The 18,584-nt window shown below is 72.4% G+C and carries 21 protein-coding genes; 4 read left to right on the top strand and 17 right to left on the bottom strand.

What is annotated here, in order from left to right; translation table 11 throughout:
- The first annotated feature begins 14 nt into the window (after positions 1–14).
- Complete coding sequence (locus tag ABJI51_RS17955) at positions 15–968, top strand: sigma-70 family RNA polymerase sigma factor (protein ID WP_348952173.1); 954 nt, start codon at positions 15–17, stop codon at positions 966–968.
- Here ABJI51_RS17955 and ABJI51_RS17950 read toward each other — a convergent pair.
- The 3 genes from ABJI51_RS17950 to ABJI51_RS17940 form a co-directional block, all read right to left on the bottom strand.
- Positions 940–1,710, bottom strand: a complete 771-nt coding sequence (locus tag ABJI51_RS17950; RefSeq protein ID WP_348952172.1) for a hypothetical protein — start codon at positions 1,708–1,710, stop codon at positions 940–942. The two genes, ABJI51_RS17955 and ABJI51_RS17950, sit on opposite strands and share 29 nt — an antisense overlap.
- A gap of 63 nt (positions 1,711–1,773) precedes the next feature.
- On the bottom strand, positions 1,774–2,340 hold the full coding sequence (locus tag ABJI51_RS17945) for a carboxymuconolactone decarboxylase family protein (protein WP_348952171.1): 567 nt from the start codon (positions 2,338–2,340) through the stop codon (positions 1,774–1,776).
- A 22-nt stretch (positions 2,341–2,362) separates the two neighbouring features.
- Positions 2,363–3,706 carry an MFS transporter gene (locus tag ABJI51_RS17940; protein WP_348952170.1) on the bottom strand — a complete coding sequence of 448 codons (1,344 nt, stop codon included), beginning with the start codon at positions 3,704–3,706 and terminating at the stop codon, positions 2,363–2,365.
- A 24-nt stretch (positions 3,707–3,730) separates the two neighbouring features.
- Between ABJI51_RS17940 and ABJI51_RS17935 the strand changes: the two genes are divergently transcribed.
- The 3 genes from ABJI51_RS17935 to ABJI51_RS17925 are packed head-to-tail and all read left to right on the top strand — an operon-like array spanning position 3,731 to position 4,972.
- Positions 3,731–4,192 carry a MarR family winged helix-turn-helix transcriptional regulator gene (locus ABJI51_RS17935; protein WP_348952169.1) on the top strand — a complete coding sequence of 154 codons (462 nt, stop codon included), beginning with the start codon at positions 3,731–3,733 and terminating at the stop codon, positions 4,190–4,192.
- A 38-nt stretch (positions 4,193–4,230) separates the two neighbouring features.
- A complete protein-coding gene (locus ABJI51_RS17930) occupies positions 4,231–4,581 on the top strand; it encodes a VOC family protein (protein ID WP_348952168.1) in 351 nt (116 codons plus the stop codon).
- Positions 4,574–4,972 carry a VOC family protein gene (locus ABJI51_RS17925; protein WP_348952167.1) on the top strand — a complete coding sequence of 133 codons (399 nt, stop codon included), beginning with the start codon at positions 4,574–4,576 and terminating at the stop codon, positions 4,970–4,972. The genes ABJI51_RS17930 and ABJI51_RS17925 overlap by 8 nt, the downstream gene beginning before the upstream one ends.
- Here the strand turns inward: ABJI51_RS17925 and ABJI51_RS17920 are convergent.
- The 14 genes from ABJI51_RS17920 to ABJI51_RS17855 all read right to left on the bottom strand — a co-directional run bounded on the left by ABJI51_RS17920 (position 4,956) and on the right by ABJI51_RS17855 (position 18,431).
- Positions 4,956–5,147, bottom strand: coding sequence for a DUF6193 family natural product biosynthesis protein (locus tag ABJI51_RS17920; RefSeq protein WP_348952166.1), 192 nt, complete (start codon positions 5,145–5,147; stop codon positions 4,956–4,958). The two genes, ABJI51_RS17925 and ABJI51_RS17920, sit on opposite strands and share 17 nt — an antisense overlap.
- 70 nt (positions 5,148–5,217) lie before the next feature.
- Positions 5,218–5,757: a DinB family protein gene (locus ABJI51_RS17915; RefSeq protein WP_348952165.1), complete on the bottom strand. Its 540-nt coding sequence runs from the start codon at positions 5,755–5,757 to the stop codon at positions 5,218–5,220.
- Between the two features lie 21 nt (positions 5,758–5,778).
- Complete coding sequence (locus tag ABJI51_RS17910; RefSeq protein WP_431605625.1) at positions 5,779–7,590, bottom strand: glycosyl transferase; 1,812 nt, start codon at positions 7,588–7,590, stop codon at positions 5,779–5,781.
- Complete coding sequence (locus ABJI51_RS17905) at positions 7,587–8,663, bottom strand: serpin family protein (RefSeq protein ID WP_348952164.1); 1,077 nt, start codon at positions 8,661–8,663, stop codon at positions 7,587–7,589. The genes ABJI51_RS17910 and ABJI51_RS17905 overlap by 4 nt, the downstream gene beginning before the upstream one ends.
- Before the next feature lie 240 nt (positions 8,664–8,903).
- Positions 8,904–10,178, bottom strand: coding sequence for a deoxyguanosinetriphosphate triphosphohydrolase (locus ABJI51_RS17900; RefSeq protein WP_348952163.1), 1,275 nt, complete (start codon positions 10,176–10,178; stop codon positions 8,904–8,906).
- Between the two features lie 45 nt (positions 10,179–10,223).
- Entirely contained in the window at positions 10,224–10,877 is a 654-nt protein-coding gene (locus ABJI51_RS17895) for a YdcF family protein (RefSeq protein WP_348952162.1), read from the bottom strand.
- Positions 10,878–10,901: 24 nt separating this feature from the next.
- A complete protein-coding gene (locus ABJI51_RS17890; protein WP_348952161.1) occupies positions 10,902–11,507 on the bottom strand; it encodes a response regulator in 606 nt (201 codons plus the stop codon).
- Entirely contained in the window at positions 11,504–12,703 is a 1,200-nt protein-coding gene (locus ABJI51_RS17885) for a sensor histidine kinase (RefSeq protein WP_348952160.1), read from the bottom strand. The genes ABJI51_RS17890 and ABJI51_RS17885 overlap by 4 nt, the downstream gene beginning before the upstream one ends.
- A gap of 19 nt (positions 12,704–12,722) precedes the next feature.
- Positions 12,723–13,460 carry an ABC transporter permease gene (locus tag ABJI51_RS17880; protein WP_348952159.1) on the bottom strand — a complete coding sequence of 246 codons (738 nt, stop codon included), beginning with the start codon at positions 13,458–13,460 and terminating at the stop codon, positions 12,723–12,725.
- Positions 13,457–14,389, bottom strand: coding sequence for an ABC transporter ATP-binding protein (locus ABJI51_RS17875; protein ID WP_348952158.1), 933 nt, complete (start codon positions 14,387–14,389; stop codon positions 13,457–13,459). Before ABJI51_RS17875 ends, ABJI51_RS17880 begins: the two co-directional genes overlap by 4 nt.
- A 95-nt stretch (positions 14,390–14,484) precedes the next feature.
- Positions 14,485–15,873, bottom strand: a complete 1,389-nt coding sequence (locus tag ABJI51_RS17870; RefSeq protein WP_348952157.1) for a glycine--tRNA ligase — start codon at positions 15,871–15,873, stop codon at positions 14,485–14,487.
- An 89-nt stretch (positions 15,874–15,962) separates the two neighbouring features.
- Positions 15,963–16,607, bottom strand: a complete 645-nt coding sequence (locus tag ABJI51_RS17865) for a class F sortase (RefSeq protein WP_348952156.1) — start codon at positions 16,605–16,607, stop codon at positions 15,963–15,965.
- A gap of 96 nt (positions 16,608–16,703) precedes the next feature.
- The gene (locus tag ABJI51_RS17860; protein ID WP_348952155.1) at positions 16,704–17,342 is read right to left on the bottom strand and encodes a class F sortase; all 639 of its coding nucleotides are present in this window, start codon (positions 17,340–17,342) and stop codon (positions 16,704–16,706) included.
- Positions 17,343–18,431, bottom strand: coding sequence for a hypothetical protein (locus tag ABJI51_RS17855; protein WP_348952154.1), 1,089 nt, complete (start codon positions 18,429–18,431; stop codon positions 17,343–17,345). It lies immediately after the preceding gene.
- Between the last annotated feature and the right edge of the window lie 153 nt (positions 18,432–18,584).

Below are 18,584 nucleotides of genomic sequence, written 5' to 3'. Positions count from 1 at the left end.
GGCACACTCGGGGCATGGCCTCCACGACCACCGCCCAGGACTCCCTCGCCGCGCAGTTCGCCGAGCACCGCAGTCACCTGATCGGGGTGGCCTACCGGCTGACCGGCACACGCGCCGACGCCGAGGACGCCGTCCAGGAGTCCTGGCTGCGGCTGGCCGGGCTGGACGACGCCGGCCGCGCGGCCATCCGCGACCTGCGCGGCTGGCTGACCACGGTCGTCGGCCGGATCTGCCTCGACCGGCTGAAGTCGGCCGCCGCGCAGCGGGAGCGCTACGTCGGCAACTGGCTGCCGGAGCCGGTGGTGACGCCGTTCGGGCGGCCGGTGAGCGAGGACCCGCTCGACGTCGCCGTCCGCGACGACGGGCTGCGGATGGCCGCGCTGGTCGTGCTCGACAAGCTGACCCCGGAGCAGCGCGTCGCGTTCGTGCTGCACGACGCCTTCTCGGTCCCGTTCGCGGAGATCGCCGACGCGCTGGGCGTCACGGTCGAGGCGGCGCGCCAGCACGCGTCCCGCGGCCGCAAGGCCCTCGCCGACGCCGACCCGGCACCGCGCGTGCCGCTGGAGGACCAGGCGAAGGTCCTGGAGAAGTTCGTCACCGCCCTGCAGCAGGGCGACATCCAGGCCATGACCGAGCTGCTGGCCCCGGACGTCGTGCTCATCGGCGACTCGAACGGCAAGGGCCGCACCGCGCGCCAGCTCATCGTCGGCGCGGACAAGATCGCCCGGTTCTTCCTGGGCCTCACCCGGAAGTACCCGGCCGGGGTGCTCACCGCCGGCACGCCGGTGCTGGTCAACGGCGACCTCGGGGTGCACCTGGCCCCGCAACCGGGCCGCGACGGCCTGTTCGCCCTCGACGAGCACGTGCAGGCGATGGCCGTCCGCGACGGGAAGATCGTGGCGATCTACGACGTCGTCAACCCCGACAAGCTGGCCCGGATCACGCGTCCCGGCGACGTGCCGTCGTGATCCCGGCCGCGAGCACGAGCACGGCGAAGGCCCCGAAGTAGGCCAGGGCCCAGCCCGGGCTGAGCGGCGAGTCGGACAGCACGGCGGCGTTGCCGCCGTCGCGGCCCCCGTTCGCCTCGCCGGTGCCGCTGAGGAACTTCGTGACGACGTTCAGCGGCAGCCACCGGTGGATCGCCGCTCCCGCACGGGGAATCAGCTGGACGACGTTCTCGGCCATCAGCGGGTAGGCGACGACCAGCGCGACCGCCCCGGCGGTGTACCGCACGAGCAGCCCGACGCCGGCCCCGGCGACGGCGGCCAGTGCGAACACCGGCCCGGTGCCCGCGACGATCGTCCAGTCGGCGGCGCTGTCGAGGGCCAGGTCGGCGGCCGGGGCGAGCAGCCGGGCCACGAACCAGGCCGTGAACGCGGCAACCTCGCCGAGCAGGAAGGCGTAGGCGGCGACGACCGCGGCCTTCGCGGCCAGCACCGGCGTCCGGCCCGGCACCGCCTGGAAGGTCCCGTGGATCGTGCCGGTGTGGTACTCGCTGGTCACTGCCAGCGCCCCCAGCACCAGCACGGCGACCAGGCCGAGCTGGAAGCCGAACTGGGTGCTGGCGACGGTCGGCGGCAGACGGGACTCGCCGGCGGTGAGCGCCGTGACGGTGGCCGGGACCACCAGCGCGGCCACCGCGAAGACGCCGCACGCCCAGGGCGTGGCGATGCTGAAGAGCTTGATCCGTTCACTGGCGACGAGGTGCATGCCGCGCAGCGTGCCGCGGACCGGGCGGCCGGCGAGTCCTCCCGTGGTCGGGTTCCCGGGGTCCTACGGCAGCGGGACCCGGCATGCGTCGCCGGAGGTGAAACCCTGGTCGACGATGCCGAGCGCGCTGTTCATCCGGGCGCGGGAGTTCTCCAGCGCGATGTGGTAGGTCAGCTCGACGACGCCGTCGCGGCCGAATTCGCGCTCCAGCTCGGCGACCTGCTCGTCGGTGACGGTGACCTGCTCGCCGGACATGGCGTCGGCGTAGGCGATGGCGAGCCGCTCCCGGTGGTCGAACGCGGGCGAGGTCGCGTAGTCGTCGATCTTCTTGAGCCGCTCGATGTCGAGCCCGTCGTGCTTCTGCAGCATGGTGCCGAAGTCGACGCACCAGGAGCAGCCGATCCGCGTCGCGACCCGGTACACGGCCAGTTCGCGCACGTTCGCGGGCAGCTTCTTCGACGCCCGTTCCACCATCAGCTCGTGCACGGTGCTCGCCCGCATCAGCCCGGGGTGGTGGGCGGCGACGGCCAGCGGCTCGGGCACGGCGCCGTAGCGGCGGCCGGCGATCCGGTAGGCCAGCTTGAGGAACAGGCCGGCTTCGGACGTCTTCTTCGCGGGAATGCGCGGCATGGCGATCTCCTTCGTCTCGGTCCTACGAGCTGGACGAGACGGCGTCCGCAGGCGTGACAGCCGGGGCTGTGAGCCACGCCACCAGCATCGTCACGGTGGCCGCGGCGAACACGACGGCCAGGCCTGGCGCGGCAAGCCCGCCGGTGGTGGCGAGCGCGAGCCAGCCGAACACCGCGGCCCCGGCCAGCCCGCCCGCCTGCCGGGCGAAGGTCAGCGAGCCGAGGGTGACGCCGAGCAGCTCGCGCTCGGCCCGCGTCTGGCCCAGGACGGTGTAGGCGGACGTGCAGACGGCGAACGCGGCCCCGATCGCGGCCAGCCCGGGCACGAGCAGCCACGGCGGGCCGCCCAGCGCGGCCGCGGCGGCGACCGCGGCCAGTCCCCCGGTGCCGAGCAGGCACCCGAAGCGGCCCCAGGCGGTCATGTCCGGACGCCGTCGGGCCAGCGCCGCGAAGGACGCGGACAGGACGAGCTGCCCGGCGGTCATGGCGACGAGCAGCACGCCGGTCCCGGCTTTCCCGGCGCCGAGGGCGGCGACCAGCGCGACGTAGGTGAAGGTGCCGTAGAGCGCGGCGCCCGCCAGGCCGTTGACGACCACCGCGCGTTTCAGGACGGCGTCGGCGAACACCCGCGGCGAGATCAGCGGGCTGCGCACGCGGCGCTGCCGCCGGACGAACAGGAACCCGGCGACGGCGGCCACGCCGAGCAGCAACGGCGTCCACAGTGGACTCCGGGCGAGGTCCGTGAAGGTACCGAGTGCGACCACCGCCGAGCCCGCGACGGCCAGCAGCGCGCTACCCGCGACGTCGAACTTTTCCTTGCTGCGCCGGGGTTTCGCGGGCAGCCCGCGCAGGCCGAGCAGCAGGGCGGCCACGCACAGGGGCAGGTTGACGAGGAAGATCCAGCGCCAGCCGGGACCGGCCGCGAGCAGCCCGCCCAGCGGCGGCCCGCCCAGGGTGGCCGCGGCGAAGACAGCGGTCTGCCATCCCTGGCGGCGCAGCAGTTCGCCGCGGTCGAACAGCTCGCCGAGCCCGCTCATCGCGGCGACGATCAGGCCGCTCCCGCCCAGGCCCTGCAGGGCACGGGCGGCGATCAGCGAGCCGACGCTCGCGGCGGCGGCACACCACGCGGAGCCGGCGGCGAAGACGAGGACCGACCCGGCGAAGCAGACGCGGCGGCCGTAGAGGTCGCCGAGCCTGCCGTGCAGCGGCGTCGCGACGGTGAGGGTCAGCAGACCGGCGGCGGTCACCGCGACGAGCCCGGTGCGGGCATGCAGGTCGGCGCCGATCGCGGGCAGCGCCGCGGTGACGATCAGGCCGTCGAGCTGGGCCATGGCCATGCCGAGCAGCAGGCAGGCGAATGTGTGCATAAAGCACACGTTATAACGTGCCTTATGCACACATCAAGCTCGCGCGACGGCGGCCCCGCACTCTTCCGGCTGGTCCGCCACTGGGCCCGCCAGTGGGCCCCGGACGTCGTCGAGCGCTTCGCGGCGGACGCGCCCCCGTCGTGGACGGTGCCGAACCTGTTCGTCATCCAGGCGGTCGACGGCACGGCGGGCGACGAGGTGACGGTCGCGGACGTGGCCCGCCAGCTGGGAATCGACCGTTCGGTGGCCAGCCGGATGGTCGCCGAGGCGGTCCGGGACGGCTTCGTGGTGCGCTCGACGTCGGCCCGCGACGCGCGACGCGCGGTGCTGACGCTCACCGATGCGGCGAAGGAGTTCCTCGAAGCGTCGCGCGCCCACCAGCGCCAGGCGTTCGAGGCGCTGGTGAGCCACTGGCCGGAAGCGGACCGCGAGCGATTCGCGGCCTACCTGAGCCGGCTCGCGGACGAGGTCCTCGGCGCGCCCTGACTTGTGCTCCCCGCGAGTAGGGACTTGGGTGGGCGGGTATGAACCCCGGCTTCCCGACGGTGGTCCCGCGGATGGTGGTGAGCGACCTGGTCGCCGCCGTCGCGTTCCTGCGCACGGTCTTCGGCGCCACCGGCGAAGCCGAAGGCGACCGCCCGGCCGAGCTCCGCATCGGCGATTCGCTGCTGCTGGTGTCCGCCGAAGGCGACCGCGAGCTGTTCCCGGCATTCCTGTACATCAGCGTCCAGGACGCGGACGCGACGTACCGCCGTGCCCTCGACTGCGGAGCGACCAGCCTGGAGAAGCCCGAGAACCAGCCCTACGGAGACCGGCGCGCAATGGTCCGCGACCCGTTCGGCAACGTCTTCCAGATCGCCCAGCGCCGTGGCTGACCGCGTCCCGACGCTGCGCCAGGTCGTCCTCGACGCCGAAGACGCCCGTGCCCTGGCGGAGTTCTACCGGCAGTTGCTGGGCTTCGACATCCGCCCGGGCGACCCGGACGACTGGGTGGTCCTCCTCGACCCCGAGGGCCGGCCGCGGCTGGCATTCCAGCAGGTGCCCCGGCTGCCCCCGCCGACGTGGCCGGCCGGGCCGCGGCCGCAGATGCTGCACCTGGACCTCACCGTGGAGACCCGCGCGGAGCTGGACGAGCAACACGAACGGGCGATCTCACTGGGCGCGCGCCTACTGGCCGACCAGGCGGACGACCCGGAGGAGCCACTGCGCGTCTACGCCGACCCGGCGGGGCACCCGTTCTGCCTGTTCGTCAGCCCGCCCGGCTGAGCAGGGACACCACTCGCGCGACGGCTGTCCGCGTCCGACGCATCGGCGTCACCCAGACGCCGAGCGCGGCCACTGGCTCGACCGAGGGACGGAACCCGAGAGTGTCGTGGCTGAAGAACGGATGGAGCGACCGCAGCAGCGGCTCCTCCATCGCCAGCTCGATGACCCGGCTCATCTCCCTCAACGGACCACGGCGAACAGGCTTCCTGCCGCCTCGACTTCGGGGTACCGGCCGGAATCCACCGCTACTCTCCCGTCCGGCCGTCCAGGGACTCGCGGATGAGGTCCGCGTGGCCGTTGTGCCGCGAGTACTCCTCGATCATGTGGACCAGGATCCAGCGCAGCGTCGGCACGCGCCCGTCCGGCCATGGGCGCCGGGCGCGGTGGGACAGGTCGCCGGTCGCCAGGATCTCCTTCACCGTGGCGCGCGAGCGCTCGACCGTCTTCTCCCACAGCCCGATCAGCTGCTCCGGGGTGTCCTCGGCCGCGGAATCCCAGTCCCAGTCCGGTGTTGCCGTCCAGTCGACCGTGTCGAACGGGGCCGTGCGCTCGCGGTCGAACAGCACGCGGGAGAACCAGTGGTCCTCCACGTAGGCCAGGTGCTTGAGCAGTCCGCCCAGCGTCATCGTGGACGGCGGATGCGTCGCGCGCAGGGCCGCCGCGTCCAGGCCCGCGCACTTCCACGCCAGGGTGGCGCGGTGGAAGTCGAGGAAACCGAGGAGGGTGGCGGTTTCGTCACCGTCGACCGGCGGCTCGGGCCGACCCTGTTCGTCCACTGAGGTCACAGGCGCCGACTCTACCGAAGATCACGGCGTCAGCGGGCGCACGTCCCAGACCCACACCCCGCCGACGAACTCCGCGGGCTTGCGCAGCAACAGGTCCACAGTGGACTTCAGCGCTTCCTGGTGCTGGCGCGGGCCGACCACGAGCACGTCCGCCTTCCAGTAACGCAGGTCCTCCAGCGCCTGGGTGCGGTCCGCCTCGGTGACCTCCGCCGCCTGACCGGTGCGCTCCACCTCCGCGAACAGATCGGACGTCGGCCGCGGGACCGCGCCGTAGCGGCCGCGGCGATCCTGCGGTGACGTCGGGCCGACGAAGTAGCCCTCCGGCATCGGGTAGCCCAAGCCCGCGTCGACCTGCCAGTGCAGTGGTTCCGCCTCGCCGGTGCTCGGCAGCGGGACCGGCACAAGCGACCCGCCGGGAGCGACGTACTGGCGCCAGATCCCGTCGGCGAAGAACGGCGGTGACAGCGGACGCTGGTGGGTCACCAGCTCCGTCGGCGCGATCGGCAGCAGCACCGCCACCAGCGCGCCGGTCCAGACCATCTTCAGCGGGAACCGGGGTTTGCCGTCGAGGGCGTCCGGCAGCTCGGCCGCCGCCGTCCACACGCGGTGTGTCGCGATCGCCAGCAGCCCGCCGGCCACCGGGATGCAGCCCATCGCCAGCCGGGATTCGAGCAGCGAGTCCAGCAACGGCAGCTGCCCCAGCCACTTCCACAGGCCCGGGATGCCGGTGTCCTCGTGCGCCACCGTGATTTCCACGCCCAGCGACAGGAACGCCATCACGTACATGGTGATCGCCAGCGCACGCGCCACGACGTCGCGCCACAGCCAGATCGTCACCATCACCATGAGCACGATCAGCGGCCAGCCGAAGAACGCGTTCTCCTCGGTGCGGTTCATCGAGACGTCCGCGGCGGCCTCGGGTGCGCCGGCGATCGACTGCGTCGCGAAGCGCGTGAACGCCGCCGTGTCGTTGCCCGCCGGGCCGTGCAGCAGCGAGTGGAAGCTCTGCGGGCCGAAGAACTGCCAGTACAACGGAAATCCGGCAATCAGCAGCGCGACCACCGCGCCGAGGCCGATGCCCTTCGCCAGCGGTGCCAGCATGCCGCGCAGCTCGCCGCGGCGCGGGATCAGGTACGCGATCGCGAAGACGATGAACGTCAGCGCGAAGATGGCCAGCGGCTCTTCGCCGAGCAGGATCTGCCACGCGACGAGCAGCCCGAGCACGATGCCGTTGCGCACCGGGCGTTCGCCGCGGGCGATCTGGATCGTCTTGAGCGCGATGAACGGCAGCACGAACAGCACGACGAAGTTCGGGTGCGCGTTGCCGTGCGAGATCATCGGCGGCGCGAAGCCGCAGAACGCGCCGCCGATCGCGGCCGCCGTCCGGTTCGGCACCAGGTGCCGGGAAAACACCCAGTACCAGCCGATCGCCGTGCCCGCCAGTCCCGCGGTGAGGACGATGGCCCAGGTCAGCGTCGCGCCGAAGGTCAGGGTGATCGGCGCCAGCGGGATGTTCAGCCCGAACATCGCCGCGTTCGCCGCCATGTTGACGCCGAGCGGGTAGTTCTGCAGGTCCGTGGCGAACGGGTTCTGGAAGTGCAGCACGGACTTCGCGACGACCGTCGCGTACCACTCCCACTGGCTCTGGTCGGACGCGCCGTTCCAGAGGTAGCCGCGCTTGAGGTCGAACCAGAGGCCGTTGTACAGCAGGATCGTGAACAGCAGGTACCCGCCGGCGATCGCGGAGTCCTGCCACGCCCAGCGTTTCGGGCCTGCGGGCGGTTCGGGTGCGGGAGGCACGAGTTCGGGCACGGCTTCGGACTTCAAGCTCACGGTTCGACCACCCTGGCGAGGAAGTAGAGCGCTCCGGTGCCGGCGTGCCGGACCAGCAGCAGGAACGGCCGGTCCACCGTGACGGCGACCGGGTCGTCGATCATCATCGAGGTGAGGCGCATCGTCAGCGCGGTCGCCGCGGCCCCCTCGAAGCCTTGCTCGTCGACGCGCAGCACGGCCTGGTGCAGCACCTCGGAGACGGTCAGCCGCGGATCCGGCGACAGCCCGCCCAGGTCGGCGTCGTCGGTGAACAGCGTGCGCACGCCGAGGCCGGTCAGCACGCCGGTCAGCGCGCTGGACACGTCGAGTGAAACTTTCGGCAGCGCCAGCTCGACCCGCCGGAAACGGACGGCGTCGAGCAGGCTCGTCAGCTTCGCCGGGTCGAGCGCGGGCTCGGCGTCGGCGAGGTCGCCGTCGGGCAGCAGCACGACGGCCTGCAGGCCACCGGCCGCGGCGAGCTGGACGGCCTGCCAGCCGCCGTCGTGGGCGTACCCGACGCTTTCGCCGAGCCACATGGTCGGCACGTCACGGGTCCCGGACGGCGCGTGGAACGGCGCGTCGGTGGTGTTGGCCTCGCGGAACGGCAGCTTCCACGCGGCCTTCAGGTAGAGGGCGTTGACCAGCACGGCGGCGACGTCTTCGTCGATCGACCCAGGCGGCAGCAGCTGCGGGATCAGCCCACGCGTGGTGCGGCCGACGTCCTCGTTGACCAGGGCGCGGGCGGCTTCGGGCGCCTCGGCGAAGGGCGCGCTCGCGACGGCGGCCCCGGGCCACGCGGCGAGTTCGGTCTTGAAGGAGTCTTCGAGGGGCAGCCGGTCGTCGGCCCACAGGGTGTTCGCGACGGCCAGTTCGGCGCCTTCGGCCAGGTCGGCGGCCTCCCGCAGCAGGACGGTCTGCGCACCGGGGTCACCGATCAGGGCGACCAGCTCGTCGCGCGTCCGCCCCCGGGCGGCGTGCGCGGCGAGGGTCAGCGCACTGGCCACCGAATACGGCGAGAAACAGCTGTTCCCGCCCTCGGCACCGAGGGCCGCGTGGACGGCGAGGGCGAACCGGAGGTGGCTGTCCGTGGCCATGCGGGCGAGAGTACCGGAACGCCCTCCCCAGCCGGACCCCTACGCGGAACTCCGCCCAAGGGTGACAAAACCCCCACCCCCGGCCCCGCAAGCACCTGCCAGCCCGCGGCTCGCGTGATCGAAAGGTCAACACGCGTGATTGAGGGGTCGACTCGCGTGATTGAGGGGTCGACACGGCGAAACCGCTGTCCTGCGGCGTGTCGTCCCTTCAATCACGCGTGTCGGCCCGGCAAGCACGGGTCAGCGGTGGAGGCGGGTGACGTGCCAGGAGTACCAGACGTGGGCCTGGGCGTCGGTGAGGGAGGCGACCTGGTCGATGACCACCCGCAGCAGGCCCGCGTCGTCCCTGGCCGCGTTCCAGGCCGGGACGAACAGCGGGTCCAGGGACTCCGGGGCGCGGCGGGCCAGTGCGTGGACCAGCTCGGCCAGCAGCTCGCGCTGGCCCTCCTGCATGGCCAGGCGGCGGCGGTCGCTCATCACGTACCGCAGGGCCAGCGCCTTCAGCAGCGCCACTTCCGCCGCCACCTGCTCCGGGACGCACAGGCGCCCCCGGTAGCGGTTGAGCGGGCCCTCGCCGAACTCCGCTCGCGTGCTGGTGACCGCGGCCGTCGCGAAGCGGCCGACCAGCTCGCTCGTCAGCCGTTTCAACGCCGCCTGCGCGCCGGGTGAGCCGTCCGGCTCGGCGCGGGCCAGCGCCGCCACCACCGGCAGCTCCAGCAGTTCCGCCGCCGCATCCTCCAAAGTGGACACCGACTGGGCGGAGAAGTGCTTGGCCGCGGCCTCGGCGACGGCCGCGCGCTCGTCCGGGTGGGCGAGCACCCGCAGCTTGATCCGGCCGGCCAGCACACCGTCCTCGACGTCGTGCACCGAGTACGCGACGTCGTCCGCCCAGTCCATGATCTGGGCTTCCAGGCACGTCCGTTCCGCCGGGGCACCCTCCCGGAACCACTCGAACACCGAGACGTCGTCGGCGTACACGCCGTACTTCGCCTGACCCGGCTTCCGCGCCCACGGGTACTTCGTCGTCGCGTCCAGGCACGCGCGGGTCAGGTTGAGGCCCACCGGGTCGCCGTCGGCCGACAGCAGCTTCGGTTCCAGCCGGGTCAGGATGCGCAACGTCTGCGCGTTGCCCTCGAAGCCGCCGCAGGCCGCGGCCACCTCGTTGAGCGCCCGCTCGCCGTTGTGCCCGAACGGCGGGTGCCCGATGTCGTGCGCCAGCCCCGCCGTGTCGGCCAGGTCCGGGTCAGCGCCCAGCTCCTCGGCGATGCCCCTGCTGATCTGGGCGACCTCCAGCGAGTGCGTCAGCCGGGTGCGCGGGACGCCGGTGACCTCGGCGCCCTCCCCCGGCCCGACCACCTGGGTCTTGCCCGCCAGCCGCCGCAGCGCGGCCGAGTGCAGCACGCGCGCACGGTCGCGGGAGAACGCGCTGCGCCCGTCCGCCCGGGCGCCGGGCAGCGCCGCGCCCTTCGCCGGCTCGGGCAGCAGGCGGGCGGTGTCGTGCTCGGTGTAGTCCACGCGACCAGCCTAAACACGACCACCGACAAAAAGCTCAGACCTTGTTCAGCCCAGGAAGGTGTCGAAGAGGTCGTCGGCCGGGGTCCTGGTCAGCCGGTAGTACAGCAGCGCGCCGGTCTCGCGGACGATGTAGCGGAACTGGGTGACGCGTTCCTGCACGATCGGCCCGCTGTGCGTCGGCGCGGTCCACGTCTCCAGGCCGAGGTCGTTGGCCATGGTCCGGGCCCGGAACGAGTGCCACGGGTCGCTGACCAGCACCGCCGTGCGCCAGCCGCGGGCCTCGACCTGGCCGGCGACCGCGCGCAGGCTGCGCAGCGTGTCACTGCCCTCGCCGACCGCCAGCGTCGCCGACGACGGCACGCCGTGCCGGGTCAGCCAGAGCTGGCCGGCCCTGGCCTCGGTGAAGTTGTCCTCGGCCTTCTTGCCGCCGGCGGTGACGATCGTCTTCGCGACGCCCGCGTCGTAGAGCTGCTTGGCCTTGGCCAGCCGGGCGGCGTAGATCTCCGACGGCCGTCCGTTGTACTGCGCCGCGCCCAGCACCACGATGACGTCGGCGGGCCTCCGGTCGTTCTGGCGGGCGACCTGCCACACCCGGAACGCCGTGCCGCCGATGAGGGCCAGCACCACGAGGACCGCGCCGAAGGCGATCCGGCGTGCCCAGCTCGCGCGCGACGGTTTCGTGCGTTCAGCGGTACCCACCCGGCGCATTCTTTCAGAGGCGGTTCAGAGCCAGCCACGCTCCTCCGCGACACGGACCGCTTCGGCCCGCGTCCGGGCGCCGGTCTTGCCGATCGCGGCGGACAGGTGGTTGCGGACCGTGCCTTCGGACAGGTGCAGCGCGCGGGCCACGTCGGCCACCGTGCTGCCGTCCTTGGCCGCCCGCAGCACGTCCAGCTCGCGGCCGGTGAGCGGGCTGACGCCGGTGGCCAGTGATTCCGCGGCCAGCGCCGGGTCGACCACCCGGAGTCCACTGTGGACCCGGCGGACGGCCTCGACGAGCTGTTCCGGCGGCGAGTCCTTGACGACGAACCCGGCGGCACCGGCCGCCATCGCCCGCGCCAGGTAGCCGGGACGGCCGAACGTCGTGCAGATGATCACCCGGCACGACGGCAGCGCAGCCCGCAGTTCGGCCGCGGCCGTCAGGCCGTCCTTGCCCGGCATCTGCACGTCCAGCAGCGCGACGTCCGGCTCGGCCTCCCGCGCGGCGGCCACCACCTCGTCGCCGGAGCCGACCTGCCCGACCACCTCGATGTCGTTCTCCAGGCCCAGCACGGTGGCCAGCGCCCCGCGCACCATGGCCTGGTCGTCGGCCAGCAACACCCGGATCAAGCGAGTCCTCCCGCGGGTTCGGCGCGCACGGCCGGGCTGGCCGCACGCGATTCCGGCAGCGGGATCTCGGCCCGCACCAGCAATCCTCCCCCGGGCCGTGCCGACGTCCGCAGGGTGCCCCCGGCCGCGGCCAGCCGCTCGGACAGCCCGCGCAGGCCGTTGCCCGCGACGACGCCGGTGGCCCGGCCGTCGTCCTCGACCTCCAGCCAGGTGTCGCCGAGGCGCACCGTCACGTGCTGGGCGCCGGAGTGCCGCAGCACGTTCGTCACGGCTTCGCGCAGCACGTACCCGAAGGTGGTCTGGAACTCCGGCCGGACGTTGTCCACCGCGTGCGGCAGGTCGGCGTCGATCTCCGCCGCCCGCAGCGCCGCCCGCGCCCCGACGAGTTCCGCCGACAGCGACACCTCGCGGTACTCCGACACGGTCGCGCGGACGTCGGAGAGCGCGCTGCGGGTGAGAGCCTCGATCTCGCGGATCTCCTCGACCGTGCGCGGGATGTCGCCGGAACTTTCCAGCACCCGCCGGGCCAGCCCGGCCTTGACCGTGATCGTGGTGAGGCTGTGCCCGAGCAGGTCGTGCAGGTCGCGGGCGACGCGCTGGCGTTCGTTCGTCACGGCCAGCGTCGCGATCTCCTCGTTGGCACGCTCCAGCCGCCGGATGGCCCGGACGAGGTTGGCCATGAAGAACATCGCCAGCGTGATCGAGCCGACCGTGATCAGGTCGCCGTAGTCGGCCATGAAGCTGCCCCTGGCCAGCAGGATCACCACGCCGATGGCAAGCACGGACAGGTCGATGATCACCGACCAGGCGGCAGGGACCAGGAACACGACCACCGCCGTGCCGTAGAGCAGGACGAACCCGCTGCCGGTGGCCGACGCCAGCGAGGCGAGCCCCAGGACGTTCATCGTGATGCCGAAGACCAGCTTCACGCTGCGCGGCCGGCGGAAGAAGTACGGGAACATCGCGTAGCACGCGGAGTAGGCGTAGACGACGACGGCGGTGAGCACGAGCCCGGGGGTGACGGGCTTGGCCAGCAGCGAGCGCGTGACGGGAACGAGGAACGGCAGCAGGAACGCCACCGCCAGTACCGGCCAGCGCCGTCCGCCCGGCCCCTGTCCGGGGGCGCCGGGCAGCGGGTCCTCCCACCACGATTCCTTGCTGTCCAGACCGAACCTGCGTTTCCCGGGCTCCGCCATCGCCATTCCCCTCCGGCCCTCAGACGCGGGCGCTGTCCTTACGGTATCGCCTGATCACCAGCGCCCCGAGCACGACTGTCCACGCCCCGAGCACGCCCGCGGCCGCCGGGAGCGAGATCACCATGTCGGTGGTCACCGCGGGCCGCGCCACCTGCAGCACCCAGTAGGTCGGCATGAGCTGGGCGACGTCGTGCATCCAGCCCGGCATGCCCTCGATCGGGATCCACAGCCCGCCGAGGAACCCCATGCCGAGGGTGACGACCATGTTGACCGGCTGCATCGAGTCCGGCGTGCCGAACTGGCCCAGCAGCAGGCCGAGCAGCACCAGCGGGATCGTGCCGAGCCAGATCCCGGCGAAGATCCGCACCCAGCCGGCCGCGTCGACGTGCACGCCTTCGGCCAGCACGCCGAGCAGCGGCACCAGGACGAGGGCGGGCAGCCCGACGAGCATGCCCGAGACGCCCTTGCCCGCCAGGTAGCCGGACCCGGTGAGCGGCGTGAGGCGCAGCTGCCGCTGCCAGCCCACCGCCCGTTCCATGGCGAGCCGGGCACCGCTGTTGGTCGCCGCGGCGAAGACGCCGAACGTCATCATGTTGATCATGATCACGGCGGCGATCTGCGCGTGCTCGGGAGCGTCGCTCTTGGTGAAGACGTTGGCCTGCAACAGGAACATCAGCACCGGGAAGGCGACGACGAAGATCAGGAACCGCGGCGCGCGGAAGTTGCGGCGGATCTCGGTGAGCAGGTAGGTGGTCATCGCACGGACTCCGCGGTCTCGTCGGCGGTCAGGGACAGGAAGGCGCCTTCGAGGCCGACGGCGCTGATCTCGACGTCGCGCAGGCCCGGCACCGCGGCCTTGAGCGCCCACAGCGTCGCGTCGGAGTCGGCGCTGGAGATCGCGACCCGGTCGCCGCGCAGCTCGAACTCCTTGACGCCGGGCAGCGCGGCGATCACCGCTTCGGTGGCGCCCGGGACGGCGGCCCGCAGCGTCCGGCCGCCTGCCAGGGCCCGGACCTCGGCGACACTGCCGTCGGCGACGATCCGGCCGCGCCGCATCAGCACCACCCGGTCGGCGAACTCCTCGGCCTCTTCCAGGTAGTGCGTGGCGAACAGGACCGTGCGGCCCGACTCGGTGAAGGCGTACATCGACTGCCAGAACTCGCGCCGCGTCCCGACGTCCATCGCCGCCGTCGGCTCGTCGAGCACGAGCAGATCGGGGTTGCTGACCAGCGCGACGGCGAACCGCACGCGCTGCTTCTGGCCGCCGGATAGCTTGTTCGCTCGGCGGCCTGTCAGCTCTTCGACTCCGGCCGCGCGCAGGGCGTCCGCGACCGGCATCGGACGGCGGTGCAGCGCGGCGACCATGCCGACGGTCTCGGCTACGGTCAGGTCGTCCATCAGGGCGCCGCCCTGCAGCATGGCGCCGATCAGCCCGGCGCGGACGGCGTCGATCGGCTTGCGCCCGAACACGTGCACGTCCCCCGCGCCGGGCGCGGTCAGGCCGAGGATCATGTCGACGGTGGTGGACTTGCCCGCACCGTTCGGGCCGAGCAGGGCGACCACCTCGCCCGGGGCGATCGTCAGGTCGAGGCCGTCGACCGCGTGGACGTCGCCGTAGTGCTTCCGCAGGCCGGTGAGGTGGACCGCGGCCCCCGCCGCCACCGCCTTGCTGTCTGTTTCTCGCATGCCCCCAGGCTGCCGCCCGGCGGGCCCGGGTCCCCAGACCGTGCGTCACGACCTGGCCGTGACAGGTGTCAGGGGTGCCCGGGCCCGTGGGCGGGTCAGCAGCCGATGAGGCGGGCCGCCAGGTAGGACTCCAGCTTGTCGATCGCCACGCGCTCCTGGTCCATGGTGTCGCGGTCGCGGACCGTGACGGCGTGGTCGTCGAGGGAGTCGAAGTCCACCGTGACGCAGAACGGCGTGCCGATCTCCTCCTGGCGGCGGTAGCGCTTGCCGATCGAGCCGGCGTCGTCGAAGTCGATGTTCCAGTGCTTGCGCAGCATCGTCGCGACGTCCTTCGCCTTCGGCGTCAGGTCGGCGTTGCGCGACAGCGGCAGCACCGCGACCTTGAACGGCGCCAGCCGCGGGTCGAGCTTGAGCACCACGCGCTTCTCGGTGCCGCCCTTGGCGGTCGGCACCTCGTCCTCGTGGTAGGCGTCGATCAGGAAGGCCATCATCGACCGGCCGACCCCGGCCGCCGGCTCGATCACGAACGGCCGGAACCGCTGCTTCGACGTCGGGTCGAAGTACGACAGGTCGACGCCCGAGTGGTTCGAGTGCGTGGTCAGGTCGAAGTCGGTGCGGTTGGCGATGCCCTCCAGCTCGCCCCACTCCTGGCCCGCGTTGAACGCGAACCGGTACTCGATGTCGACGGTGCGCTTCGAGTAGTGGGAGAGCTTCTCCTTCGGGTGCTCGTAGTGGCGCAGGTTCTCGGCCTTGATGCCGAGGTCGGTGTACCACTTCGTGCGCTCGTCGATCCAGTACTGGTGCCACTGCTCGTCTTCGCCCGGCTCGACGAAGAACTCCATCTCCATCTGCTCGAACTCGCGCGTCCGGAAGATGAAGTTGCCCGGCGTGATCTCGTTGCGGAACGACTTGCCGATCTGGCCGATGCCGAACGGCGGCTTCTTGCGCGCGGTCGTCTGGACGTTGAGGTAGTTGACGAAGATGCCCTGCGCCGTCTCCGGGCGGAGGTAGGCCAGGCCCTCCTCGGTCTCGACCGGGCCGAGGTGGGTCTTCAGCATCATGTTGAAGTCCCGCGGCTCGGTGTACTTGCCGCGCGTGCCGCAGTTCGGGCACGGGACGTCGGTCAGGTCGTCCTCGGAGGTCTCCTTGCCGGTGCGCGCCGCGTAGTCCTCGGCGAGCTGGTCGGCGCGGAACCGCTTGTGGCACGAGAGGCACTCGATGAGCGGGTCGGTGAACACGTTGACGTGCCCCGAGGCCACCCACACCTGGCGCGGCAGGATCACCGACGAGTCGAGGCCGACGACGTCGTCGCGGCCCTGGACCACGGTCTTCCACCACTGGCGCTTGATGTTGTCCTTGAGCTCGACCCCGAGCGGTCCGTAGTCCCACGCCGAGCGGGTACCGCCGTAGATCTCTCCGCTGGCGAAGACGAAACCACGGCGTTTGCACAGGCTGACTACGGTTTCAATGGTGTTCGTGGGCACTCCACGCTCCGGAAAGCTTGCGGGGACGGTTATCGGACTAGAGGGTCCAGGGTATCCGCCGAGGCCTGCCGCATTTCGCGCAGGTGAGCCTACGGCCGGGACACCAGCGACGCGGTGATCACCCGGTTGTCCTCGTAGCCTTCGCGCCCGCCGACGTACTCGCCGCCGCAGGTGACCAGCAGCAGCCTGTGCGGGCCGTCGGGGTCGAACAGCTGCTCCGAGCGGCCGGCCAGGTCGGACTTGTGGATGGTCTCGGCGGCGTCGATCCGGTAGGTCCAGGCCCCGCCCGCGGCGTCGGTCAGCTTGACCTCCTGACCCGGCTTGACCTGCCACAGCTCGGTGAAGGGACCCTTCTTGCCCTTCCAGTTGACGTGCCCGGAGAGCAGGGCGACACCGTGGTCGGCGCCGAGCTTCGCACCCCACCAGGCGGCCTCGTCGAGGCCTTCGGGGATCTTGAGCGCGCCGTCGGCGTCGAGGTCCTCCTGGACCAGCTTCGCGGTGCCGCCGCCGGGCAGGCTCAGCCGCGCGGGCACCCGGCCGGTGTCCTGCGGCGCGGGCTCGCCGGCGACCGGGACGGGCTGTCCGGTGGCGCCGTTCGCCACCACAGGTTCATCCTTTCCAGTGAACACGAGCAGGGTGACGACGAGCGCCGCGACCACGAACGCGCCGGCGACACCGACGATCCACCAGCGGCCGAGGCCGGTCTTCCGCCCCGCCGGGTTCTGCTCCTGCATGTGCGTGCGCTCCTTCGCTGTCGTGACATGGCGGAGGAGGACATGCCGCGGGCGGCGCGGGAGGTTGCACCCGATCTTCGGAGCGGGCGGCCCGGGTCAGCCGGTGGGGCGGGTCACCAGCTCGGCGGTGACCAGGCGGTTCTCGTCGTAGCCCTCGGTGCCGCCGACGTAGTCGCCGCCGCAGGTCACCAGGACAAGGCGGTGCGGGCCGTCCTGGCCGAACCACTTCGCGGCCTGGGCGGGCAGCTGCTCCTTCGGCAGCGTCACGACGTCGGCGACCCGGTAGACCCAGCGGCCGCCGCGCGCGTCGACCACGCTGACCAGCTCGCCGGCGTGCATGCGCCACAGCTCGTCGAACGGGCCCCGCTGCCCCTCCCAGTTCACGTGCCCGGACAGCAGCGCCGCGCCGCGGTCGGCGCCCAGCTTGGCACCCCACCAGGCGGCGTCGCCGAGGCCACGCGGGATCGGCAGCACGCCGGTGTCCGTCAGCTCGGTGCGGACCAGCCTCGCTGTGGCGCCGCTGGGCAGCCGCACCGTGCCCGGCCGCTGCTGCGCGGCGTTCTCGCGGTCGGCGGGCAGCACCGCCGGGGCGGCGTTCTCCCCCGGCAAGGAACCCGGCGGCGGGGCCGCCACGACCTGCGGCGCCGCGGGCAGCCAGGTCAGCAGGACGATCCCGGCCGCGAAGGCGGCCACGGCCAGCGCCGCCGAGACGGCGGCCAGCGCGTTCCGCAGCACCTAGTCCGTCCCGGACCGGCGGCGCCTGCCCAGCAGCAGCGCGACCACCGCGAAGAACACCCCGCCGAACAGCAGGCCGATGCCGAGCGGGACACGCGAGCCGTCCCCGTCGGTGGCGGGCGCCGCCGCGCCGAGGTAGCCGGCCGGGACCTGCGTCGGGACCGCCGCCTGCGAGGCGCTCGTGCCGCCCGCCGGGCCGCCTGCCTTGGCCACGAACCCCTTCGGGATCGAGCAGCTCACCCCGCCGAGCACGATGTTCGTCCGGACGTCCTGCAGGGCCGCACCCTGGGCGTCCTTGACGTGCGTGGTGATCTCCACCCGCCAGCCCGCGACGGCGGTGAAGTCCCCGGCACGCCAGCCGTCCTGGCGGATCAGCTGGTCGAAGGCGGTGACGCGGGTCAGCTTCAGGTCGGAGACGGTGGTCTCCTTGCTCGCGTTCGTGATGTCACCGGGCGGGCCCAGCCGCAGGTTGCTCAGCTGCAGGCCCGCGTTGCCGCCGGGCATCGGCACGATCCCGAGCGCCCCGCCTGCCTGGCGCACCCACAGCCGGGTCACGGTGGACGCCGAGGTGAGCTTGGCCGGGCCGGTGCAGTCGACGGCGGTCTTCGCGCCCTCGAGCACCAGGACGGTGTCGTCGGACGGCCCCGCCCCGCCCTGCCAGTTGTCGCGCAGCGCGTAGTTGGTCTCCGCGACGGCGGTCGGCACGGTCGTGGCCTGCAGCGCGGCGACGACGTTGTGGTCCCGGCTCGGCACGCCCGGCGGATACGGGTTCTGGCCGGCGCTGTGGCGGCCGAGGTCGATCTCGTAGTGCCCGCCGAAGGTGGCGCGCTCGCCGTCGTCCTTGGGCACCGTGACGCGGTCGGTGCCGAGCTTCGACTGGCCGGGCAGCAGCGGCGAGCGCTGCGTCTCGGTGATCAGGGCACCGCCGTGCTGGCCTTCGCCGCCGATCCGGACCGACGCGACGTTCGCGAACGAGACCGGGCCGGTCTTCTCGTCGACCGCCTGGCTCTGGGCCCCGGCGACCCCGACTCCGGCCAGCGGGAACAGCACGGCCGTCAGCGCGGCCGCCTTCGTCACGAAACGCGTCATGTCTCCCCACTGCTCTGCTCGGGCGGGTCGTCAGCGTACGAGAAGCGACGAAACGCTCCGCGACAACCTTGCACCGTCGGCCACGACATGCGAAGCCGAAGAGCCAATATCCCACGAACTCACCCAATCGGGGTAATACGACCAGCCGTGGCG

Origin of the sequence: Amycolatopsis melonis (assembly GCF_040064235.1) — a bacterium.
GTDB classification, from domain to species: Bacteria; Actinomycetota; Actinomycetes; order Mycobacteriales; family Pseudonocardiaceae; genus Amycolatopsis; species Amycolatopsis melonis.
Note: the sequence above shows the minus strand (reverse complement) of the source record. Positions and strands in the feature narration are given on the sequence as shown.